The organism is Ehrlichia ruminantium (assembly GCF_009728835.1).
In the GTDB taxonomy this organism is placed as follows: Bacteria; Pseudomonadota; Alphaproteobacteria; order Rickettsiales; family Anaplasmataceae; genus Ehrlichia; species Ehrlichia ruminantium_B.
Genome location: NZ_CP033455.1, coordinates 757568 through 776578, shown reverse-complemented (window position 1 = coordinate 776578; position 19011 = coordinate 757568). Strand labels below are relative to the sequence as shown.

Annotated in this window: 13 protein-coding genes, 1 tRNA gene and 3 pseudogenes (1 of these 17 running past the window's edge); 9 read left to right on the top strand and 8 right to left on the bottom strand. The window is 26.9% G+C overall.

Going from position 1 to position 19011, the window contains the following annotated elements; genetic code table 11:
* Positions 1 to 161 precede the first annotated feature (161 nt).
* Entirely contained in the window at positions 162 to 2459 is a 2298-nt protein-coding gene (locus EDL80_RS02635) for an AAA family ATPase (RefSeq protein ID WP_158406636.1), read from the top strand.
* Positions 2460 to 3651: 1192 nt separating this feature from the next.
* Here EDL80_RS02635 and EDL80_RS02630 read toward each other — a convergent pair.
* The 3 genes from EDL80_RS02630 to EDL80_RS02620 all read right to left on the bottom strand — a co-directional run bounded on the left by EDL80_RS02630 (position 3652) and on the right by EDL80_RS02620 (position 7515).
* On the bottom strand, positions 3652 to 4056 hold the full coding sequence (locus EDL80_RS02630) for a hypothetical protein (RefSeq protein WP_158406635.1): 405 nt from the start codon (positions 4054 to 4056) through the stop codon (positions 3652 to 3654).
* Positions 4057 to 5860: 1804 nt separating this feature from the next.
* Positions 5861 to 6397: a hypothetical protein gene (locus tag EDL80_RS02625; protein ID WP_158406634.1), complete on the bottom strand. Its 537-nt coding sequence runs from the start codon at positions 6395 to 6397 to the stop codon at positions 5861 to 5863.
* Positions 6398 to 7041: 644 nt separating this feature from the next.
* Complete coding sequence (locus EDL80_RS02620) at positions 7042 to 7515, bottom strand: hypothetical protein (protein WP_196587313.1); 474 nt, start codon at positions 7513 to 7515, stop codon at positions 7042 to 7044.
* A 1248-nt stretch (positions 7516 to 8763) separates the two neighbouring features.
* Here EDL80_RS02620 and EDL80_RS05185 point away from each other — a divergent pair.
* On the top strand, positions 8764 to 8928 hold the full coding sequence (locus EDL80_RS05185) for a hypothetical protein (RefSeq protein WP_158406632.1): 165 nt from the start codon (positions 8764 to 8766) through the stop codon (positions 8926 to 8928).
* Between the two features lie 198 nt (positions 8929 to 9126).
* Here EDL80_RS05185 and EDL80_RS05085 read toward each other — a convergent pair.
* The 3 genes and pseudogenes from EDL80_RS05085 to mgtE form a co-directional block, all read right to left on the bottom strand.
* Positions 9127 to 9259, bottom strand: a pseudogene (locus tag EDL80_RS05085) (aspartate carbamoyltransferase); the annotation flags it as partial.
* Between the two features lie 195 nt (positions 9260 to 9454).
* Positions 9455 to 9595, bottom strand: a pseudogene (locus EDL80_RS05180) (hypothetical protein); the annotation flags it as partial.
* A gap of 67 nt (positions 9596 to 9662) precedes the next feature.
* The gene (mgtE, locus tag EDL80_RS02605) at positions 9663 to 11033 is read right to left on the bottom strand and encodes a magnesium transporter (protein ID WP_158406631.1); all 1371 of its coding nucleotides are present in this window, start codon (positions 11031 to 11033) and stop codon (positions 9663 to 9665) included.
* Between the two features lie 237 nt (positions 11034 to 11270).
* On the opposite strand from mgtE, the gene EDL80_RS02600 reads away from it, so the two are divergent.
* The 6 genes from EDL80_RS02600 (at position 11271) to hemF (ending at position 15818) form a co-directional block, all read left to right on the top strand.
* A tRNA-Leu gene (locus EDL80_RS02600) sits at positions 11271 to 11354 on the top strand.
* Between the two features lie 223 nt (positions 11355 to 11577).
* Positions 11578 to 12999 carry a F0F1 ATP synthase subunit beta gene (atpD, locus tag EDL80_RS02595; protein ID WP_196492748.1) on the top strand — a complete coding sequence of 474 codons (1422 nt, stop codon included), beginning with the start codon at positions 11578 to 11580 and terminating at the stop codon, positions 12997 to 12999.
* A 2-nt stretch (positions 13000 to 13001) separates the two neighbouring features.
* Positions 13002 to 13406 carry a F0F1 ATP synthase subunit epsilon gene (locus EDL80_RS02590; protein WP_158406629.1) on the top strand — a complete coding sequence of 135 codons (405 nt, stop codon included), beginning with the start codon at positions 13002 to 13004 and terminating at the stop codon, positions 13404 to 13406.
* Complete coding sequence (gene fsa, locus EDL80_RS02585; RefSeq protein ID WP_158406628.1) at positions 13390 to 14052, top strand: fructose-6-phosphate aldolase; 663 nt, start codon at positions 13390 to 13392, stop codon at positions 14050 to 14052. Before EDL80_RS02590 ends, fsa begins: the two co-directional genes overlap by 17 nt.
* A gap of 328 nt (positions 14053 to 14380) precedes the next feature.
* Positions 14381 to 14665 carry a DUF2312 domain-containing protein gene (locus EDL80_RS02580; protein WP_158406627.1) on the top strand — a complete coding sequence of 95 codons (285 nt, stop codon included), beginning with the start codon at positions 14381 to 14383 and terminating at the stop codon, positions 14663 to 14665.
* 286 nt (positions 14666 to 14951) lie between these two features.
* Complete coding sequence (gene hemF, locus EDL80_RS02575; RefSeq protein ID WP_158406626.1) at positions 14952 to 15818, top strand: oxygen-dependent coproporphyrinogen oxidase; 867 nt, start codon at positions 14952 to 14954, stop codon at positions 15816 to 15818.
* Between the two features lie 801 nt (positions 15819 to 16619).
* Here hemF and serS read toward each other — a convergent pair.
* A complete protein-coding gene (gene serS / locus EDL80_RS02570; protein WP_158406625.1) occupies positions 16620 to 17891 on the bottom strand; it encodes a serine--tRNA ligase in 1272 nt (423 codons plus the stop codon).
* A 193-nt stretch (positions 17892 to 18084) separates the two neighbouring features.
* On the bottom strand, positions 18085 to 18666 hold the full coding sequence (locus EDL80_RS02565; RefSeq protein WP_158406624.1) for a hypothetical protein: 582 nt from the start codon (positions 18664 to 18666) through the stop codon (positions 18085 to 18087).
* A 215-nt stretch (positions 18667 to 18881) separates the two neighbouring features.
* Here EDL80_RS02565 and EDL80_RS02560 point away from each other — a divergent pair.
* A pseudogene (locus EDL80_RS02560) lies at positions 18882 to 19011 on the top strand (DNA recombination protein RmuC); it runs 1076 nt beyond the window's last position.

Below are 19011 nucleotides of genomic sequence, written 5' to 3'. Positions count from 1 at the left end.
GTAAGTGATAAAAGCATTATTGTGTAACATATGTTTTTTATGCATACAATATTAAAAATTTATTGCATGGTATTGTGCTATATAATTGTTGTATTATCATTTGCAACTTATTTTTAATTATTCAATGATAGAGTGTCTGAAAATATAGATTAGGGACATTAGTGTTATCAAAAAATCTTGAAGATAGTTTGCATAAGGCATTATCAATTGCATTTGATTTTCATCATGAGTATGCTACTTTAGAACACCTTTTGCTCGCATTGACAGATGATATAGATGCAAGACGTGTTTTTTATGCGTTTCGTGTATCTATTGATAAGCTAAAAATTACAATTATAAATTTTTTAAGGTATGAAATACCTACTCTTATTGATAAAGGTATCTCAGAGGTTAAACCTACTATTATTTTTGAAAGGTTAATTCATAGAGCGATTATACATGCTCATAGTGCTGGTGTAAGTGAAGTAACTGGTGCAGATATTCTGAGTGAAATTCTAGCTGAAAAGGATTCTTATAGTGCCTCTTTTTTACATGAGCAAAATATAAAATATATAGATGTCGTAAATTATATATCAAATAATAATACTGGTGCTTACGTTAATGATTTTAGCATAGAGCATGAATTTAAAGATTATGAATATAATAATAAGCCTGTGCACTCATTTATTACTCTGCCTAAGGATGTATTAAAGGATAACGAAATTTTAAATACTTATTGTATTAATTTGAATGAATCAGCTAAAAAAGGAAAGATAGATTATGTAATTGGAAGATTATATGAGTTGAGTAGAACTATGGAAGTTCTATTACGTAGGCGGAAAAATAATCCATTATATGTTGGAGATCCAGGTGTTGGTAAAACTGCAATTGTTGAAGGATTGGCGTTAAATATTATAGAAGGTAATGTACCAGAACAATTAAAGAAAATGGTTATATATTCTCTAGATATTGGAGCTTTACTAGCTGGAACGCGTTATCGTGGAGATTTTGAAGAAAGAATAAAATCTGTGATTAAGGCAATAGAGGCAAAAGAAAATGCAATATTGTTTATTGATGAAATTCATACGATTGTTGGAGCAGGATCTACCAGTGGTGGATCTCTTGATGCAAGTAATTTACTAAAACCTGCTTTGGCTAGGGGGACTTTAAGATGTATTGGTGCTACTACTTATAAGGAGTACAATAATAACTTTGAGAAGGATAGAGCATTAGCTAGGAGATATCAGAAAATTAATGTTGAAGAATCATCAGTTGATGAGACTGTGAGAATATTGCGTGGGATACAATCTTATTATGCTTCATATCACAATGTAACATATACTGAAGACTCTATAGATCGTGCTGCAGAGCTGTCAGATAGATATATTTCAGAAAAGATGCTTCCAGATAAAGCTGTAGATGTTATTGATGAGGCAGGAGCTTATTGTAATTTGCATAATAGTAATGGTAGTAGGATTATTACTAGTAGTGATATTGAACATATAATTTCTAGAATTACTGGAATCCCATCTCGTAATTTGGCACGCAATGATTTGGATAAAGTAAAAAATTTAGAAAAAAATTTGAAACAACATATATTTGGCCAAGATTTAGCTATTTCTAATCTTGTAGATTCAATCAAAATAGCTAAAGCTGGACTTAGAGATCATAGGAAACCTTTGGCTAGTTATTTATTTACTGGACCTACTGGAGTAGGAAAAACCGAATTGGCAAAACAGTTAGCTAATCACATGGGTATGAAATTAATAAGATTTGATATGTCTGAGTATATGGAATCTCATTCTATTTCTAAAATTATAGGTTCTCCACCTGGGTATGTAGGATATGATCAAGGAGGCTTATTGACAGATTCTATATCTAGACATCAGTATAGTGTATTATTACTTGATGAAATAGAGAAAGCTCATAGTGATATATATAATATCTTATTACAGATTATGGATTATGGATGTGTTACTGATACTTATGGAAAAAAAGTAAGTTTTCATAATGTAATAGTTATACTGACAACTAATGCTGGTGCTTTTGAATTGAGTAGAAATTCTGTAGGGTTTAGTAGAGATAAAAGCTTTAATCAAGGTGATGATAAGCAAGCGATTGAAAGAATTTTTAGTCCAGAATTTAGAAATAGATTGGATGCTATCATTTCCTTTTCTTCTTTGAATCAAGGAGTAGTATTACAAGTAGTAAAGAAGTTTATTAGTGAACTTGAAGTACAGTTAGCTAGGAGGAATATTTATCTTGATGTCAGTGATGATGTATTAATGTATTTAGCAAAATCTGGGTATAATAATGTACCTGGTGTTAGAAATGTAGAAAATATTATTGCTCAGAAAATAAAAAGATATTTATCTGATGAAATACTATTTGGTGGATTATCTAGTGGTGGACGTGTCAAAATTATACTTGATCCTAGTACTAATGATTTAAAGTATAATTTCTGTTGTGCAGAAGTATAGTTTGATTGTTTTTATGAGTAATATATTTAATTTGGATATATCTATTTTCGGGTTTCAATTGTAGGTAAGTATTAGTTATCTATAATGTGTGTTAATATTTCAAGTATATTATTCAACTAACAAATGTATACTTATTAAGTGAATTAGTATTTTGTATTCAAATATATATTATTAATGTATCAATATTCTGCAATGATGTTTTATTAACCCAATTGTAAGGTAAATTATGTATTTTTTTATATAAAGTATATTTTGTAATTGGGATATAGTTTTTCATTTAAGATTAAATTGAAAGATAAGATAGTGGGATATTATTTATAGAGGATTATCCAACAAGAATAGAATAACATAGGGTAAAAATGATATAAATAGTTATTCTATGGAGATGTGTATGATTGATCAGAAAAATCATCTTTTGTAGATATGATGAATAAATTTATTGATAGGTTAATTGGATTTTAAAAAAATATATTGTTTCTTAAGGTGTTGAATTTTGTATTACAGAAAGTGATGTATGTGTAAAATGCTTACATACCAATCTTTGTCGATAAATATAAACTTACTGTAAGCAACGTCAATAAGTTGATTAACAAGAAAATATCATCAAGAAGTATTTAATATTTACTATATAAAATTTGCCTTATAATAGATAAGCTCTAATAATAAAACATCTTTGTAAATAATTAACTGACTATAAGAAGAATATTACATTATTATAATATTTTGTAAATCAGCATAAGAATTTTACATTATGTATGTTAAATCAACAATTCAATTTATTAATAAGCTTATTATTTTGAAATCCTAGTTTTAAATACAAGGAAGTAATAAATAATAAAGCATACATTTCAAAGAAATTGATAAGTAATATAATATCTGAAAGAAAAAGATTACCTTAACAAAGTAGATAACCTTTTTCAGTAATATTTTTATATATTAAGTTTGGCTATACGGTGTGAAATATCCTTAATATAATAAAAGTAATAATCAATAAAATACAAGCATCATATATTTATATGAGCAATACTCTTGGCTATGCTAATTTTTTAAATATAGTACCGACTAACTTAAGGACTATCAATTTATATGACTTAAATGACGTTATTTATAACGTATATGATATAGTTATTATACATACTTGTGTATTATATTCACTAAATGCCTTATGTTAAAAACCTAAATCGGACTTAAATTAGCAATTAATATTTTGTTGTGTTTCATGTTGCATTTGTGCACTACAATTACTAACTTTAGTATTTGAAAGGTTATGACCACTATTCTGGAGTTGGGTATAATATTTAAGATCATCAGTACTAGTAGACATATTACGTTGTGCAAGACCTGGTTCTGGTTTAGTACCCGTATTAGTGAGTAACGCTTTAGATAAAGTATATATACCATTAGAGCAATGTTCTATGTATTTTAATAATTTGTTCTCCATTCTAAGTTGGGCTTGAGAATCGACATGAGATGCTTGCTGTTGAGATACATTAATACAAACCTGAATGAAATGTAGTATAGCACAGAGTATTAGTATACTTAGTATTGACCACATGAGGATTAGACCTTCAGTAGACGCGTATTCTATGAAATGCATTGTTAAACACCTTATTCTTACATAATCACATAGTTTAGTATATAATATATTTATGTAAAAATGCAAGTATAATGTTTTAGTATATCAGTGTCATTTATTATAATACGTAAGGTTGAAAATAGATTACTTTTAAGTGCATTAGTAGTGCATAATGTTGTATATATGTTTAATATGCATATCAAAATGTGAATGATTGTATTGTTGTAAAACATAAATAATTATAGCTTATTACATAATATATGATTTATAAAATATATATTAAATATATAACGTAATTTATGGAGATTTTTTATATTGAGTAAGTAGTTTGTGTTACCTTTTTTATTTTTATAATTGGTATTTGTGTAACGGTTTATTAATCTGATTTATTGTTTTTGTTAATTCTTTTGAAAGTTCTATTTGAGTGTTAATATTGAATAGGTATTCTAGAAACTAAAGAACGTCATTAAATGAAGAAAAAGTATAAAAAGATATAGCTTTTTGATACAAGCTCTTAATAGTATTACAACATAAGCAAAGCTTTTATGAGTTAAGATATTTTTAGAATGTAATAAACCATGTAATCCAGAATGATACCATGTTTTTCATGATAACATATGTCATTTTTTTTATAAAAAGTAGGTTATGTGGTTAACATGACAGCAACTTGTTAAAGTGATACTTACTAGTCATACAATATGTACTACTATAATCTACTCTACTCGTAAGTATTGAATGTGTTATTTTAATAAAATGTAAAGCATGGAGGATATACCTGTTAAATACACTTGTAAGCTTATGATTATAGCTATTTTGTTTATAAATTTAACATACCAGTTATATTGAATATCCAGATAAACTCATGTTTGTATTTTTAGTATTGACATCAATCTCAATATTATTGTGTTAGCTACTACTACTTCTTCTATACCATAAGTTCTTATGTAATTAATAGCATGTTGTACATTAGCAGTAAGATTAGAAAGTTATTAAAATTGTTTTTATGTTAGAAGTGTATAGAGCTTGCTTGTTCTTTAGTATACTTTTTTGCATAAACAGTGTACGTATAGAGCTGCTTGTAATATTGTTATGAAAATAAGTAGAACAAGCGAAAAAATTGTACTACCAATCAATGAAGGTTATATTGCTTACACATTATCTAAATTACATTTGTTAATGTTTTGAAATATAAATATAATTTAGTCACATATAGGATTAAAAATGTATTATTTTAAGTATTTTTATAATCTATAGGCTATATTTTTTATGTGATGATTAGTGTGTCTAATTTAATATTCGTTATCTAACATTTTATTATGATTGAAATATGAAACTTATAAATTAAATAGTTACAATAATAAGTTTATAATTTAGATGAGAACTTTTATATATTTATATACATACCTAATAATAGTAATTACTATAATTGAATATAAGCGTAATTTGGAAAATATTTGAGATAGATTTTGCTAGCTGAGGGTAATTTACTAGATGATTTGTTATTTTAATGGTTAATAATATATTAATATTGTGTTTATTAATATATTATAAACACTTGTACATTAATAAAATTAAAATTATATTTAATTTTATTTTGTTTCATTTTATCTTCCTATTATTGATGTTTCGGGATTTATGCCTGGAGTTAATCAGTAGCATTCTAGAATTAATAGCACATGGAATTAAATTATTAATATACATATGCAAAAGCTACTGTGCCTAAAGTTAAGGAAATATATAGTTTGTATTTGAATGTAATAACTAATACAATTAGTTAGCTGAAGTAAATAGCTGACTAATTGTATAGATGTATATTACTGTCTATTTAGTGTTTTCTTTCAGGTGTTGATTGTCCTTCTGTACCTGAATCTACCATAATAGAGGATGGAGTTCTTTGGTTTTGTATAGTATCTATTCGATTACTTATTTCTGTAATATTCTTGTGAAAAAACATATTGCTTTCGTTTAATAGTGTGATATCACCACGTGCAGAAATAATAGCAGCAGATAATTCTTCATTTTTTTTTGATAAATCGTCTCTTACTTTATTTACATTTTCATTGAATACTGTATTACATCGATTTACCCTATCATTTAACTCTTTTATACTAGAATTTAGTTTATCTATTATATCAGTTGTGACAGACTCTATACTGTTTACTTTATTAGATAGTATGGCAACTTTTTTTGTGGAGTCTAAAAAGAGATCGTTGTATCTTTGATGATCTTCTTGTAACTTGCTATACTTTTTTGTACTTTGGCAAGCTTCTCTTATACTTAAGCATACACATAATAGTGCTGCTAGCATCATTATAATATTAGCAACTAACAATACAATCGTTACTATATCATTTGGGTTCATAAACACACCTATCTATATATAGTAGTATATAACTTATTTTGTACAAAATGCAAGTGTAATATTAAAGATATCAATACTATTTATTATAATATAAAATAAAAATATATTACTTTTAAGCATTTTAATTATCTATAGTGTTGTGTTTTTTAATATTATGATTAGTGTCTAATTTGTATTAATTATCATATATTTTGTAATAGTTGAGATGTAAAATTTATAAATAGAATGTCATATAATCATAAATTTACTAGTGTAACTGTTGTAATTCTGCATTTAATACAATTTAGATAAAAGTTTTTATATGTGATGTGCATAATATTATGATAGATAGCTAATATAAGTGTATACATAATAATTATTACATATTGGATGTATTTAAATTATATAACATAATTAATTTATAAAAGTTTTTTAGATTAATTAGTTAGCTGGGAATAATTTGCTATGCTATTTATTATAATTACCATTACATAGCTATTGTATTTATTTGTATGTATAAATGCTTATACATAATAACAACTAAGATTGTATGATATTAAAAAAAAATAAGCAGCGTGTGTTTAGATGTAATAACAAATACAATTAGTCAGTTTCAGTAAACTAGGTAACTGACTAATTGTATTTGATCTATATTATTACTTGAATTAGATTGACTGTCTTCTTATTGTAATCTGCTGTATGTTTGTACCGTGTATATCTGCTGCTGGTTTTAATTTGTACATGTCTTCTACAGTTTGAGATAACTTCTGTAGTTTCGATTTGTTGTCTTTAATACCCTGTTGTACACCATTTATATATTCAAGTACAAGTTGGACTTCTTTATCGAAAACAGTACACAGATTCTGTATATTAATTGTTTTTTGTGATGATATACTAACCTGTTGTGTAAGATCAGAGATCTTATTTTCTAAGTTTGCCTTATTGGTATTTACATTATTTGATAAATCAGAGGTCTTATTTTCTAAATTTATTATTTTGCTCTCTAAAGAATTTACAACCTTAAATTTTTCGTCTATGTCTTTTAGTAATTTTTCATTTTGTTCATTAACTAATATTATTGCTTTGCGCTGCTCTAATAGTGTTTTGTTTTGCTTTTCTACTTTGCACGTAAAATACATGTGTATTAATAGTAACATTAATACTAGTAATGAAACAGCGAAAAGTACACAACTTACAATAAAACTGAGATCCGTAGTAAGCATAATAAACACACCTAATCTATATACTATAAGTTAGTATATAACTTAATTGACACAAAAATGCAAGTGTAATATTAAAATATTAATATTATTTGTTGTTATGTAGAATTCAAAATATGTTACTTAAGGTGTTTTTATATCCTATAGTTCTATTGTTTTGTGATATGATATATAATTTATATTAATTTGTATAAGTGACATGTGGTGTTTATAAATAACGGTAATTATAATAGTAAGCTTACTATATGTGATATTTCTAATACTATGTTTAGAAGTATTTGTATCATTATTATGGTGATATAGTAATACACAAAATGGTATCTGTAATGAGTTATAGTGTTTACTTAATTAAAAAGTACAGTTTTATCATGTTATTAATGTTAAATTGTATAGTGCAATTAATAGTATGTAATTGTGTGTTTTCGTAGTTTTATTTAATGGTTATACTATTAAATAATCATAGAAATACAGGTGTTTAGTTATTATCTATTGTTTTGAATATACAAACATTACATCTTCTAGTATTACTGTGTTATAAAAATTAAAGTGGATAACACATAATAAATGATATATGCTCATTTTTATGAGTTTACATATCACGCATTAATCAAGATCATTAAATAATATCTAAAATATCATAAACTAGGTTACAGATTAATGTTAAATAGTCGTATCTTATATATAATTATCAAGGTTTGTTTGGAAAGTATTAGGTTATTGGAAGTTGATTTTGTATAGTGTAAGAGCTATTTGTCATAAAAAGCATTACTAACCATTAATTGTATTAGTGGAAAGAAAAGTATGAAACAAGAATTTACCATAATAAATTTTTTTATAATATATATCCTTATATGACTGTAGAAAAATAAACTGCAAGATAATGATACTAAAGCTCAGTGTTTTTATGTGAATTAAATATTGGAATTATATTAAATGGAAAATAACTTTTTAAGAAGTTAGAGATCCTAATAACTGGAATAACTCTGAATATAATTCAGAAGTTCTGTAAGTTAATGTTACAGTTGATTAATTTGATTTAATGTCACAAAATTTACTCCGCTTAATAAAGCTGTTGTAATTTTTAAAACAAAAATTGCTGTTAATAGAGTAACATCTTATATTAAATCTCATGAGGTACTACTAAGCTTTTCTTTATCTGGTGTTAAAATGGCTAGCTTAGGAATTATGCCATTTGTTTCAATATTTTCTTTTGAGATCACAGTAAAATCTTTAATGGCATATACTGTCATTATAAATGTGAATGCTATTAATAAAGGAAAGAGCATTATAGATGTTGTATTAAACATTTTATATAATTTAGGTATAAGATAAGAAATAAAGATTAATGAAGAACTGTGTAGTTCTTTAGTGCAACAGGAGCATATTTTTTATTTAAATATTTCATGTATTGGTGTTATTGATGAAGGAGGTTTGGTTGTATGGATTTATAAAGAATTTGTAATACATACTTATAAAAATTAGACTAATGTATGCCTTGTATCAATAACAAGTTGGATGTTCGTGATGTCAATCTCCTGCATTGATAATATAATAACCAAGTAAATATTTTGATATTTTTTTTATAAATTGGCTATATTGTGACTTTATTAATAATTATCTGGATTTATGTATCTATGTTTAACACAGTATCTATAATGCTATCTCATTTGTTAATAATTGTACAATATGTCTGATTTGTAATGATTCCAATGTGGTATCTATTGGTGGAAATGCTGAATTACAACCTTTAGAAGTGATAATTAAGATACTTTTTAAGATAATTGAGTTGTAAAAATGCTTACATATAACGTGTCATATCAGATCTGAAACCTGCAAGATGAGTACCACCATCTCGTTACCTTATGTTATTTGTAAAACATAACATATTTTCATAATATGAATCATTCCAATGCATTGATAATTCTACGTTAATACCATTTTCAGGTATGCTGTCTTCTATATGAATAACTTTAGTTATAGGGTTCTTATTTCGGTCAATTAATAGTTTTGTTTAGTAGTAATTAGAATAAATAGTTAATTTATGTAATAATATATACTTGTCTATTCTATAATAGAAATATTGTTGCCATTCCTAAGAAAATCAGGAAAGATAGAGTATCACTTGTAGCACATATGATAATAGAAGAAGATATTGCAGGATCAACTTTAAAAAAGTTTAATAGCATTGGTATTGCAGTTCCTAAAAAAGTTGCAATAGAGAAGGTAATTATCATTGAAGTTCCAGCTAATATTTGAATTTCAGTATCTTGTCCTCTAAGTATTAGTACTATTGATGTTATAATGGCTAATATTAAACCATTAATTGATCCTACACATAATTCTTTAAATAACAACCTATATGCATTTCTATGGGTTAATTGTTTTGTAGAGAGTGCTCTAATTGTCACTGCTAAAGATTGCAAACCGGCATTTCCACTCATGGATGCTATAGTTGGCATTATTATAGATAAGGCAATAAAATGCTGTAATGTATTGCTGAATATTCCTATTATCATTGAACTAACTGTTGCTGTTAGAAGATTTACTATTAACCATGGTAATCTTCTTATAACGGTTGTTAATAGAGAAGAATTTATATCATTGTTTGATACCATACCTAGGTGTAATACATCTTTTTCAGCTTCTTGATGTATTACATTTAATATATCATGTACTATTATTGACCCTATTATTCTTCCTTCTTTGTTTATTACGGGTGCTGATAGCAAGGAATATTTTCTAAAGATTTCAGCAACTTCTTCTTGTGTTGTATGTGATTTTATGATTTTGATGTCAGTTTTCATCAAATTCTTAATAACCTGGGATTTATTTGCACATATTATGTTATCTAATCTTAAACATCCTATAGGGTTTAACTTGGAATCTACGATAAAGATTTCATAAAATTCTTTTTTTAATTTATTATTTTGGTTGAGAAAATATAGTAACTGATTTATTGTCCAATATTCTGGTGCAATAACGATATCTTTGTGCATCAGTCTTCCAGCAGTTTCTTCTGGATATGATAGTAATTCATTGACAAAAATTTTATTGCGTTTTGATAATACGTTTATAATGCTTGCTTGACTTTCTTTATCTAGATCTTCGATTATAACAACTATGTCTTCAATGCTTAATTGAGATATTAAAGATGCTACTTTTTCTATCCCTAAAATTTTGATTATTTCTTGACGTAAATCTGGTACTAAATGGATTAAAATATCTTTGATTAAACTATCATTTATGTTATTCAGTAATTCTTTGCGATGTTGGTATGTTGAGGTGAGTAAAAAATAAGCTAGTTGTACATTATCTGATTCATTAATTATTTCTTGTATTGATTGATAGTTTTGTGTTTCTAATGCTTGAGTTAGAGCATTACTTATTTTTTCATCTAATATATAGTGTAAAGTATGGTCATTTTCTGACATGGACATATAACATAGCCTTTTGATTAGTTAATATATACTTTTTTAAACATAAAAAGTTGTCAAGAATAGTACAAGTTTATACAATTAAATAAAAAATCCTAGAAATGATTTAATAAAAATAGAAAATGTATGAGTTACTGCAAAGTGAGAAATTTGGGTAATTGATCTATTTTAAAAACATGTTCTATTATTAAAACATTGACTGATAGTGGAAAATTATATATTGTAAGAAATATAGTTTTAGCCCCTATGGTGGAATTGGTAGACGCGGTAGACTCAAAATCTATTGTCTGAAAAGACATGCTGGTTCAAGTCCGGCTAGGGGTACTTACAAATGCATTGTTTAGGTATTGCAAGTTTTTTTTATTTAATTACAATACTGGTGAACTGATGAGTTCTGGTAATCAGCTTATAATATGTGCTGTGTTTTTATTGTAATGTAAGGTACAAAATGTCAAATTTAACTGATAAAGTAAAAGGTAGGGTTAAGAGTAGTAAAAGTAAGAGTGATGTGGGTATTGGTGTTAATAGTTCCAATCAGAATGTCGGTATGGTAATTCGTGTAATGACTGCAGTTGTAGATATTAAGTTTTCTAATGGAAAAATGCCTAAGATACTAAATGCATTAGAAAGTAAAGAAGTTTATAATGGAAAAAAATTAGTTCTTGAAGTATCTCAGCATATTAGTGATAGCATTGTGAGGTGTATAGCACTTGATAGTACTGATGGTTTATCTAGAAATGATGAATTTATTGATACCGGTGCTCCTATATCCGTTCCTGTTGGTAAGGCAACTTTGGGAAGGGTTTTTGATGTTTTAGGAAATCCAATAGATAATTGTGGTCCATTAGCTAAAACAGATTACTCTATTAAGCCTATATATTCAGAAGTTCCTAAATTAACTGATCAAAAAGTTACTACAGAAATATTAGTTACAGGAATAAAAGTTATAGATTTACTAGCACCATACCTTAAAGGTGGAAAAGTTGGTTTATTTGGAGGTGCTGGTGTAGGTAAAACTGTACTTATTATGGAGTTAATACATAATATTGCAAAAGCTCATAAAGGGGTCTCAGTATTTGCTGGGGTAGGAGAGCGTACGCGTGAAGGAAATGATTTATATCATGAAATGATAGAGTCTGGTGTAATCAATTTAGAGGAAAAAGATAAGTCACAAGCAGTTTTAGTGTATGGTCAGATGAATGAACCTCCTGGAGCAAGGTTACGTGTTGCATTGTCTGCTTTAACTATGGCAGAATATTTTAGAGATATTGAAAATCAGGATGTATTATTTTTTGTAGATAACATATTTAGATTTACTCAGTCTGGTTCTGAAATTTCAGCTTTATTAGGTAGAATCCCATCTGCTGTAGGTTATCAGCCTACTCTTGCTGCAGAAATGGGTGCTATGCAAGAGAGGATTACTTCTACAAATCGTGGTTCTATTACTTCAGTACAAGCAATATATGTACCAGCAGATGATTTAACAGATCCAGCTCCAGCAACTTCTTTTGCTCATCTTGATTCAACAACTGTATTATCAAGGCAAATAGCTGAACTAGGTATATATCCTGCTGTTGATCCTTTGGATTCAGCTTCTCAGGCGTTATCTGTTGATATTGTTGGAGAAGAACATTATGAAGTATCTAAAGAGGTCCAGCGTATATTACAAACATATAAGTCTTTACAGGATATCATTGCAATTCTTGGGATGGAGGAACTATCAGAAGAAGATAAGCTTATAGTAGCTAGAGCAAGGAAAATTCAAAGGTTTTTGTCACAACCTTTCCATGTTGCAGAGGTATTTACTGGTACTCCAGGTGTATTTGTTTCTCTTGAAGATACAGTATCTAGTTTTAAGGGTATAGTAGAAGGTAAATATGATCATTTACCGGAAGCTGCATTTTATATGGTTAGTAATATAGATGAAGCTGTAAAGAAAGCAGAGTTATTGCAAAAAGAAGGTAAATAGTTATGAAATACCTTTCTGTTGAATTTGTTACTCCAGATGTATCATTAGAAATGCAGAATGTTGCATCTATTACTTCATATACTTGTGATGGTGAGTTTGTGGTACTACCTGGTCATGAAAATTTTATAATAGAGCTGTGTTCTGGGCTTGTTAAGTTAATCCTTGATACAGGAGAGGTTAGGTTATTTTATGTGCTGAATCCTATACTTAAGGTTGCTTTATATGAGTGTAAGATTATCGCTAATCAATTAATTAATGCCTATGATGTTAATGCTGGTATGCTTAAAGCATATAAAGAAGACATAGAGAAAATTTTGCATAATATCAATGATAGAATGTTACTTGAAATTGCAGAAAAACAATTGAATTTTATAAATAATATCAAAATACATGAAAATATTTCTTGATACTATAGATATAAACTTCTTAGAGGAGTTTTATATTAGTGGTTTAATAGATGGTGTTACTACTAATCCATCTTTATTTTCAAAATCAGAATTAAAATGTACTGACCTAATATTTAAGTTATGTTCATTAGTAAAAGGGCCAGTAAGTATTGAGGTTATTTCTACATCTTATAAAGATATGATTAGTGAGGCTTTAGAGATATCTAAAATTGCTGAAAATGTGGTAATAAAGCTTCCTTTAACTTATGATGGATTAATAGCATGTAAGATTCTATCTAATGAACATAATATTAAAGTTAATGTAACACTTTGTTTTTCACCAGCTCAAGCTATTTTGGCTGCAAAATCTGGAGCTTATTTTATATCTCCATTTGTAGGTAGATTAGATGATATTAGTCATTCAGGAATGAAGTTAATTGAAGATATACGAGATATTTATAATAAATATCATTCATTTAATACTCAAATTTTAGTAGCATCTGTACGTAGTCCTGTACATGTAATACAGGCTGCAAAGATAGGTGCTGATGTGGTTACGATTTCACCTTCAGTTTTTAAACAGATGTTTTTACATCCTCTAACAAATAAAGGACTTGAAGATTTTTTACATAATTGGAATGAATCAGGTAAAAAAATGTTTTCTTAATAATAGGTAAATAGTATTATCCATATGTCATGGTAAGTTACTTAGCTTATTGTATGGGATGTACATTTTTAAGTTATACTGACTTGGTGTTTATATGTTGCATCTTGCCTTAAAGAGATTCATATAAATAGAGGAAAGTGCTGTTACTTACTATATAAGTTATACCATTTATATGAGCAGTACTACGTTTTACTATGTAGTGCTGTTCATTTTTAATTTTGATTATATGCTAATTTCTTTTTTTTTTTAAATCTTATTTATTTGATCAGTTGCGTTCAAGTTAATTATTGGTATACTACCATTATCGAGAATTATATGAGAAAAATACATGATTTCTGTTAATGGTCTAGTATCAAAAGATAAAGATAGTATGGTTATTGAAAGTTTAAAGCGTTATATAGAAAGAATTGAAAAATTAGAATCTGAAAGAGAAGAAATAGGTCAGTGTATTAGAAGTGTATATAATGAAGCAAACAGTAATGGTTTTAATGCTAAAGCAATGAGACAAATTATAAAATTAAGAAAAATGAATAATGATGATAGAGAAGAACATGAAATGCTTGTCATGACTTACAAGAGGGCACTTGGAATATTAGTTGAGATTGATGAATAAAATGAATTTTTATTATTTGTTCTAACATTAGCGTATCATAGTAAGTAAGAACATAAAATAAATGGTATAAAGGAATATACATAGCTTGATTTGTTGGTACTTTTTCTGTTAGTTTTCTAAATATGATGTTATAGCAAATAGAGGTGTATGTAAGATAGCATATTAGGTACTTTTTTATTTGTTATCCTATTACCCTAAGTTGTTTATTGATATAATAGTTTTAGATTAAGAAAAAAATAAGGTTATACAATAGTTTATTAATCTGAAAGTTAAGTCTGGTATTATTATGAATGAATTATCTATAAAAGATAAACAAAGAATGGTTGTAAGTTGGTTTACAGAATTACAAGGTAAACTTCTTTCTGCATTCTTATCAGTAGAAGAAAAATTTTCTTCTTTAGTACCGGAAGTACAGTATAAAGATTGGGCAAGACCTGAAGGTGGAGGGGGACATTCTATAATAATACAAGGTAATGTTTTTGAAAAAGCTGGTATAAATGTATCAGAAGTGTACGGTAGTATTACGAAGAATTCTGAATTATTAAATATTATGAATTCTAATAAATTTCATGATTCTTATGCAGAAGGTACAGAATTTTGGGCGAGTGGGATTTCTGTTGTTGCACATATGTGTTCTCCATTTGTTCCAGCTGTTCATATGAATACCAGGTTTATCTGTTTATCTGATAAGAGTTGGTTTGGTGGAGGAATAGATTTAACCCCTATATATGAAAATAAAGAGGATGAAGAATTTTTTCATAGTAATTTACGCATGATGTGTGATCAGTATAATCATGAATATTATCCAAAGTTCAAACGGCAATGTGATGAATATTTTTTCTTACACCATAGAAAAGAAGCACGTGGTATCGGTGGAATATTTTACGATAATATAAATTCAGGAGATTGGGAATCTGATTTTTGCTATACTCAAGCAGTGGGTAAGTTTTTATTGGATATTTATCCGGTTATTGTAATGAAAAATATGTATAGAAGTTGGAGTGAACAGGAAAGGGAATATCAATTGTTGAAACGTGGTAGGTATGTAGAGTTTAATTTGATTTATGATAGAGGCACAAGATTTGGTTTACTGACTAATGGAAATCCTGATGCGATTATGATGTCCATGCCTCCTATAGTAAAGTGGAGATAAATTATTAAATTAATATCTTATGTGTAAAATACGATAATCATATGTTATGAAAGTGATGTCTACTAGAATGTAGTATAAAAAATCAATCAAATATATTACAAAATCTATATGATTTCTTTATCTACTGAAGCACATATTTTAATGTTTCTTTGTTGACTGTTTTGATATTAGTTTGAAAAACATATGTTACTTGATTATAGGTATATTGTAAAAGATATATAATGGTTATTAATCAATATAACTTAATGATACATATAAGTTAAATGTACTCATAGTATATTTAGTATTTAAGTTTTTTGTTATATATTTATAAAATTTAATGTACTATTAAATAAAGTATGATAAACAATTGACTTGTTTATTTGTGTATCATTTATTGGAAGGTAATAGTGATACATGTAACTTACTATATAAATACGGTATTAAAAAGTTCATTTTTCTTTATATCAATATACTTCTATATATTTTAAGATGCCTTATGTGAATAAGCATTGTAGTATAAATTATATTTTGTACAATATTGCTATAACCGATATTATTATAAAGTAAAATCTCTTGAGTTTTTCTGTATGTTAAGGTGATATTATTACTATTATTTACTTGATATTGCTCATATATTATTTCAATTTTTTGGTTATTTTAATATACAGACATTATTGATATCAATTATTTTACACAATATTATACTGTAGTTATAAGTTGATAGAATTTTTTATATTTCATAATTAATAGTAATATAGGTACCCTAGATCTTAGTACGTATAAAATCTTATCTAATAATCCATAGTAAACTCATTAATATCATTTTATTATGTTCTGATTATTCATATATTTCCTCAAAACATGTGGTATAGTTACTGAACCATCTTGATTTTGGTAATTTTCTAAAATCGCAATTATAGTTCGTCCTATTGCTAAAGCAGAACCATTTAATGTATGTACGAATTTATTTACCTTGATGCCATTGCTTATTGTGTTGTATTTGGCATTCATTCTACGTGCTTGAAAAGTTTTACAATTTGAACAACTTGAAATCTCTCTATATTGATTTTGACTTGGTATCCATACTTCAATATCATAAGTAATACTTGCTGAAAAGCCCATATCTCCTGTACATAACATCATTACTCTATATGGTAGTTCTAATTTTTGTAAAACTTCTTCAGCAACTTGTGTCATTCTTTCTAATTCTAATTCTGATTGTTCTTCAGTAACAATACTTACTAATTCTACTTTATTAAATTGATGTTGTCTCATCATGCCTCGTACATCTTTACCAGCACTTCCTGCCTCTGATCTAAAACATGGAGAACATGCAGTTAACCTAATTGGTAGGTTATTTGCATTGATATTCATATTTGATACTAAGTTAGTTAATGCTACTTCGCTTGTAGGGATGAGACGGAAATTTTCTGTGGTTTTGAAGGAATCATTAGCAAATTTAGGTAGTTGCCCAACTCCATACATAGCAGATTCATGTACTAATATAGGATGGGATATTTCTGAATATCCAAATTCTTGAGTATGAACATCTAGCATGAAATTTGCTAAAGCACGGTCTAGTTGTGCTAATTGATTTTTCAATATTACAAATCTTGATCCAGAAAGCTTTGCAGCTTGTTTAAAATCCATTAGATTTAGTTTTTCACCTAATTCATAATGAGTCTTTGGTGGAAATTTAAAATCTACCTTTTTTCCATGTCTTCTTATTTCAATATTATCATTTTCATCTTTTCCAATGGGTACTTTTTTATCTGGTATATTTGGGAGTATATTAAGTAGATCATTTAATTCAGAATCTGCTTTTATCTTATTGTTAATCTCATTTATTTTTTTTGTCAATTCTTTTGAAAGTTCTATTTGAGTATCACATTGAATATGGTTTCTCTTTAGTTTTTCTATTTCTTGCGTAACGTTGTTCCGCTCTTCTTGTAAAGAGTATAATTGTGTTAACATGTACTTTTTATTAGCAGAGAGTTCAATAATTTTTTGAGCAGCTTTCCCAAGATTTCTACTTTGCATTGCTTCATCAAATAGTTCTGGGTTGTTTTTTATGAAATCTAAATCATGCATATATATAACTGAATATATTCAACTAAAAGATAATAACATAATTTTATTTTACATAGGCCTAATATTTTTATAAAAAGCTAGTAGTTGAGTTATCATTTATTTAGTAAGGAAAAGTTTTTCTAAATGTATCAATAGATTTTTATAAAATCAAAACTCCAGAACTATATTTTAACAGTATAGTAGAAGTATAACTTTATAATATTCTACTATAGCTGCTGTCATACATTGGTAGTATCTCTGTAATACCATTAATTATTCTATTGAATAATGTGTTGTTAGGTGGAAATTCTATAGTATTTAGTAATTGATCATTGCTATTCTTACATTCACGTTTTATCCTTTTTTTTAACTTAGAAAAGCTTATGTTACCTTCTCCAGAACAAATGATTTTAGTATAGGATTGAAAAAGGTTTATATTTGTAGCTACTGTAATGGAAACTCCTGTTTGTGTTGGCCTATAGTTATTTAAGGTTAGTTTTTGTAAAAAATTTGTTAATTGATCATTTTTTACAAGTACGCACATCCATACTTTTCCAGTAAGTTTTGTGGCTTTTATAAAAAATATATAATGTGCCTCTTTATCGGTACATAACATTGGCTTATTTAGTGTTTTTACCATTGATGCTTGATTATTTGGTGTAATCATGCCAATACATATACATTTGTTACACCATACATATTTTTTTTCAATATCATATATCGTATAAGTATATAAGGTTAAGTTATTAATTGATGTAAGTACAGATGAAATATTATTATTAATTCTAAATTGCATATATATAGTCCCTTAATTATTAATATTTTATATTAAATAATATATTTTTTAATAGATGAATATATATATTTAGTATTTTTATAAAAATTGATTACAATAAGGCAATATAATAGAAATCTGCCAATTTATAATAGGTATGTATGTCAATTTTCACTATATTAAATTAATAGAGTAATCTCTATCTTTATTGTATTGTGAAAGTAGCAGTGGAAATTATGATATTAATTATTACATGTATTTTTGAAGGTTTTATAATAGCTGTTATAAGCTATTTTATTGCACTAAAAACTAGGATATCAAAATTTGATTATCATATTTTAAATATTAATAAAAATACGTTAGAAG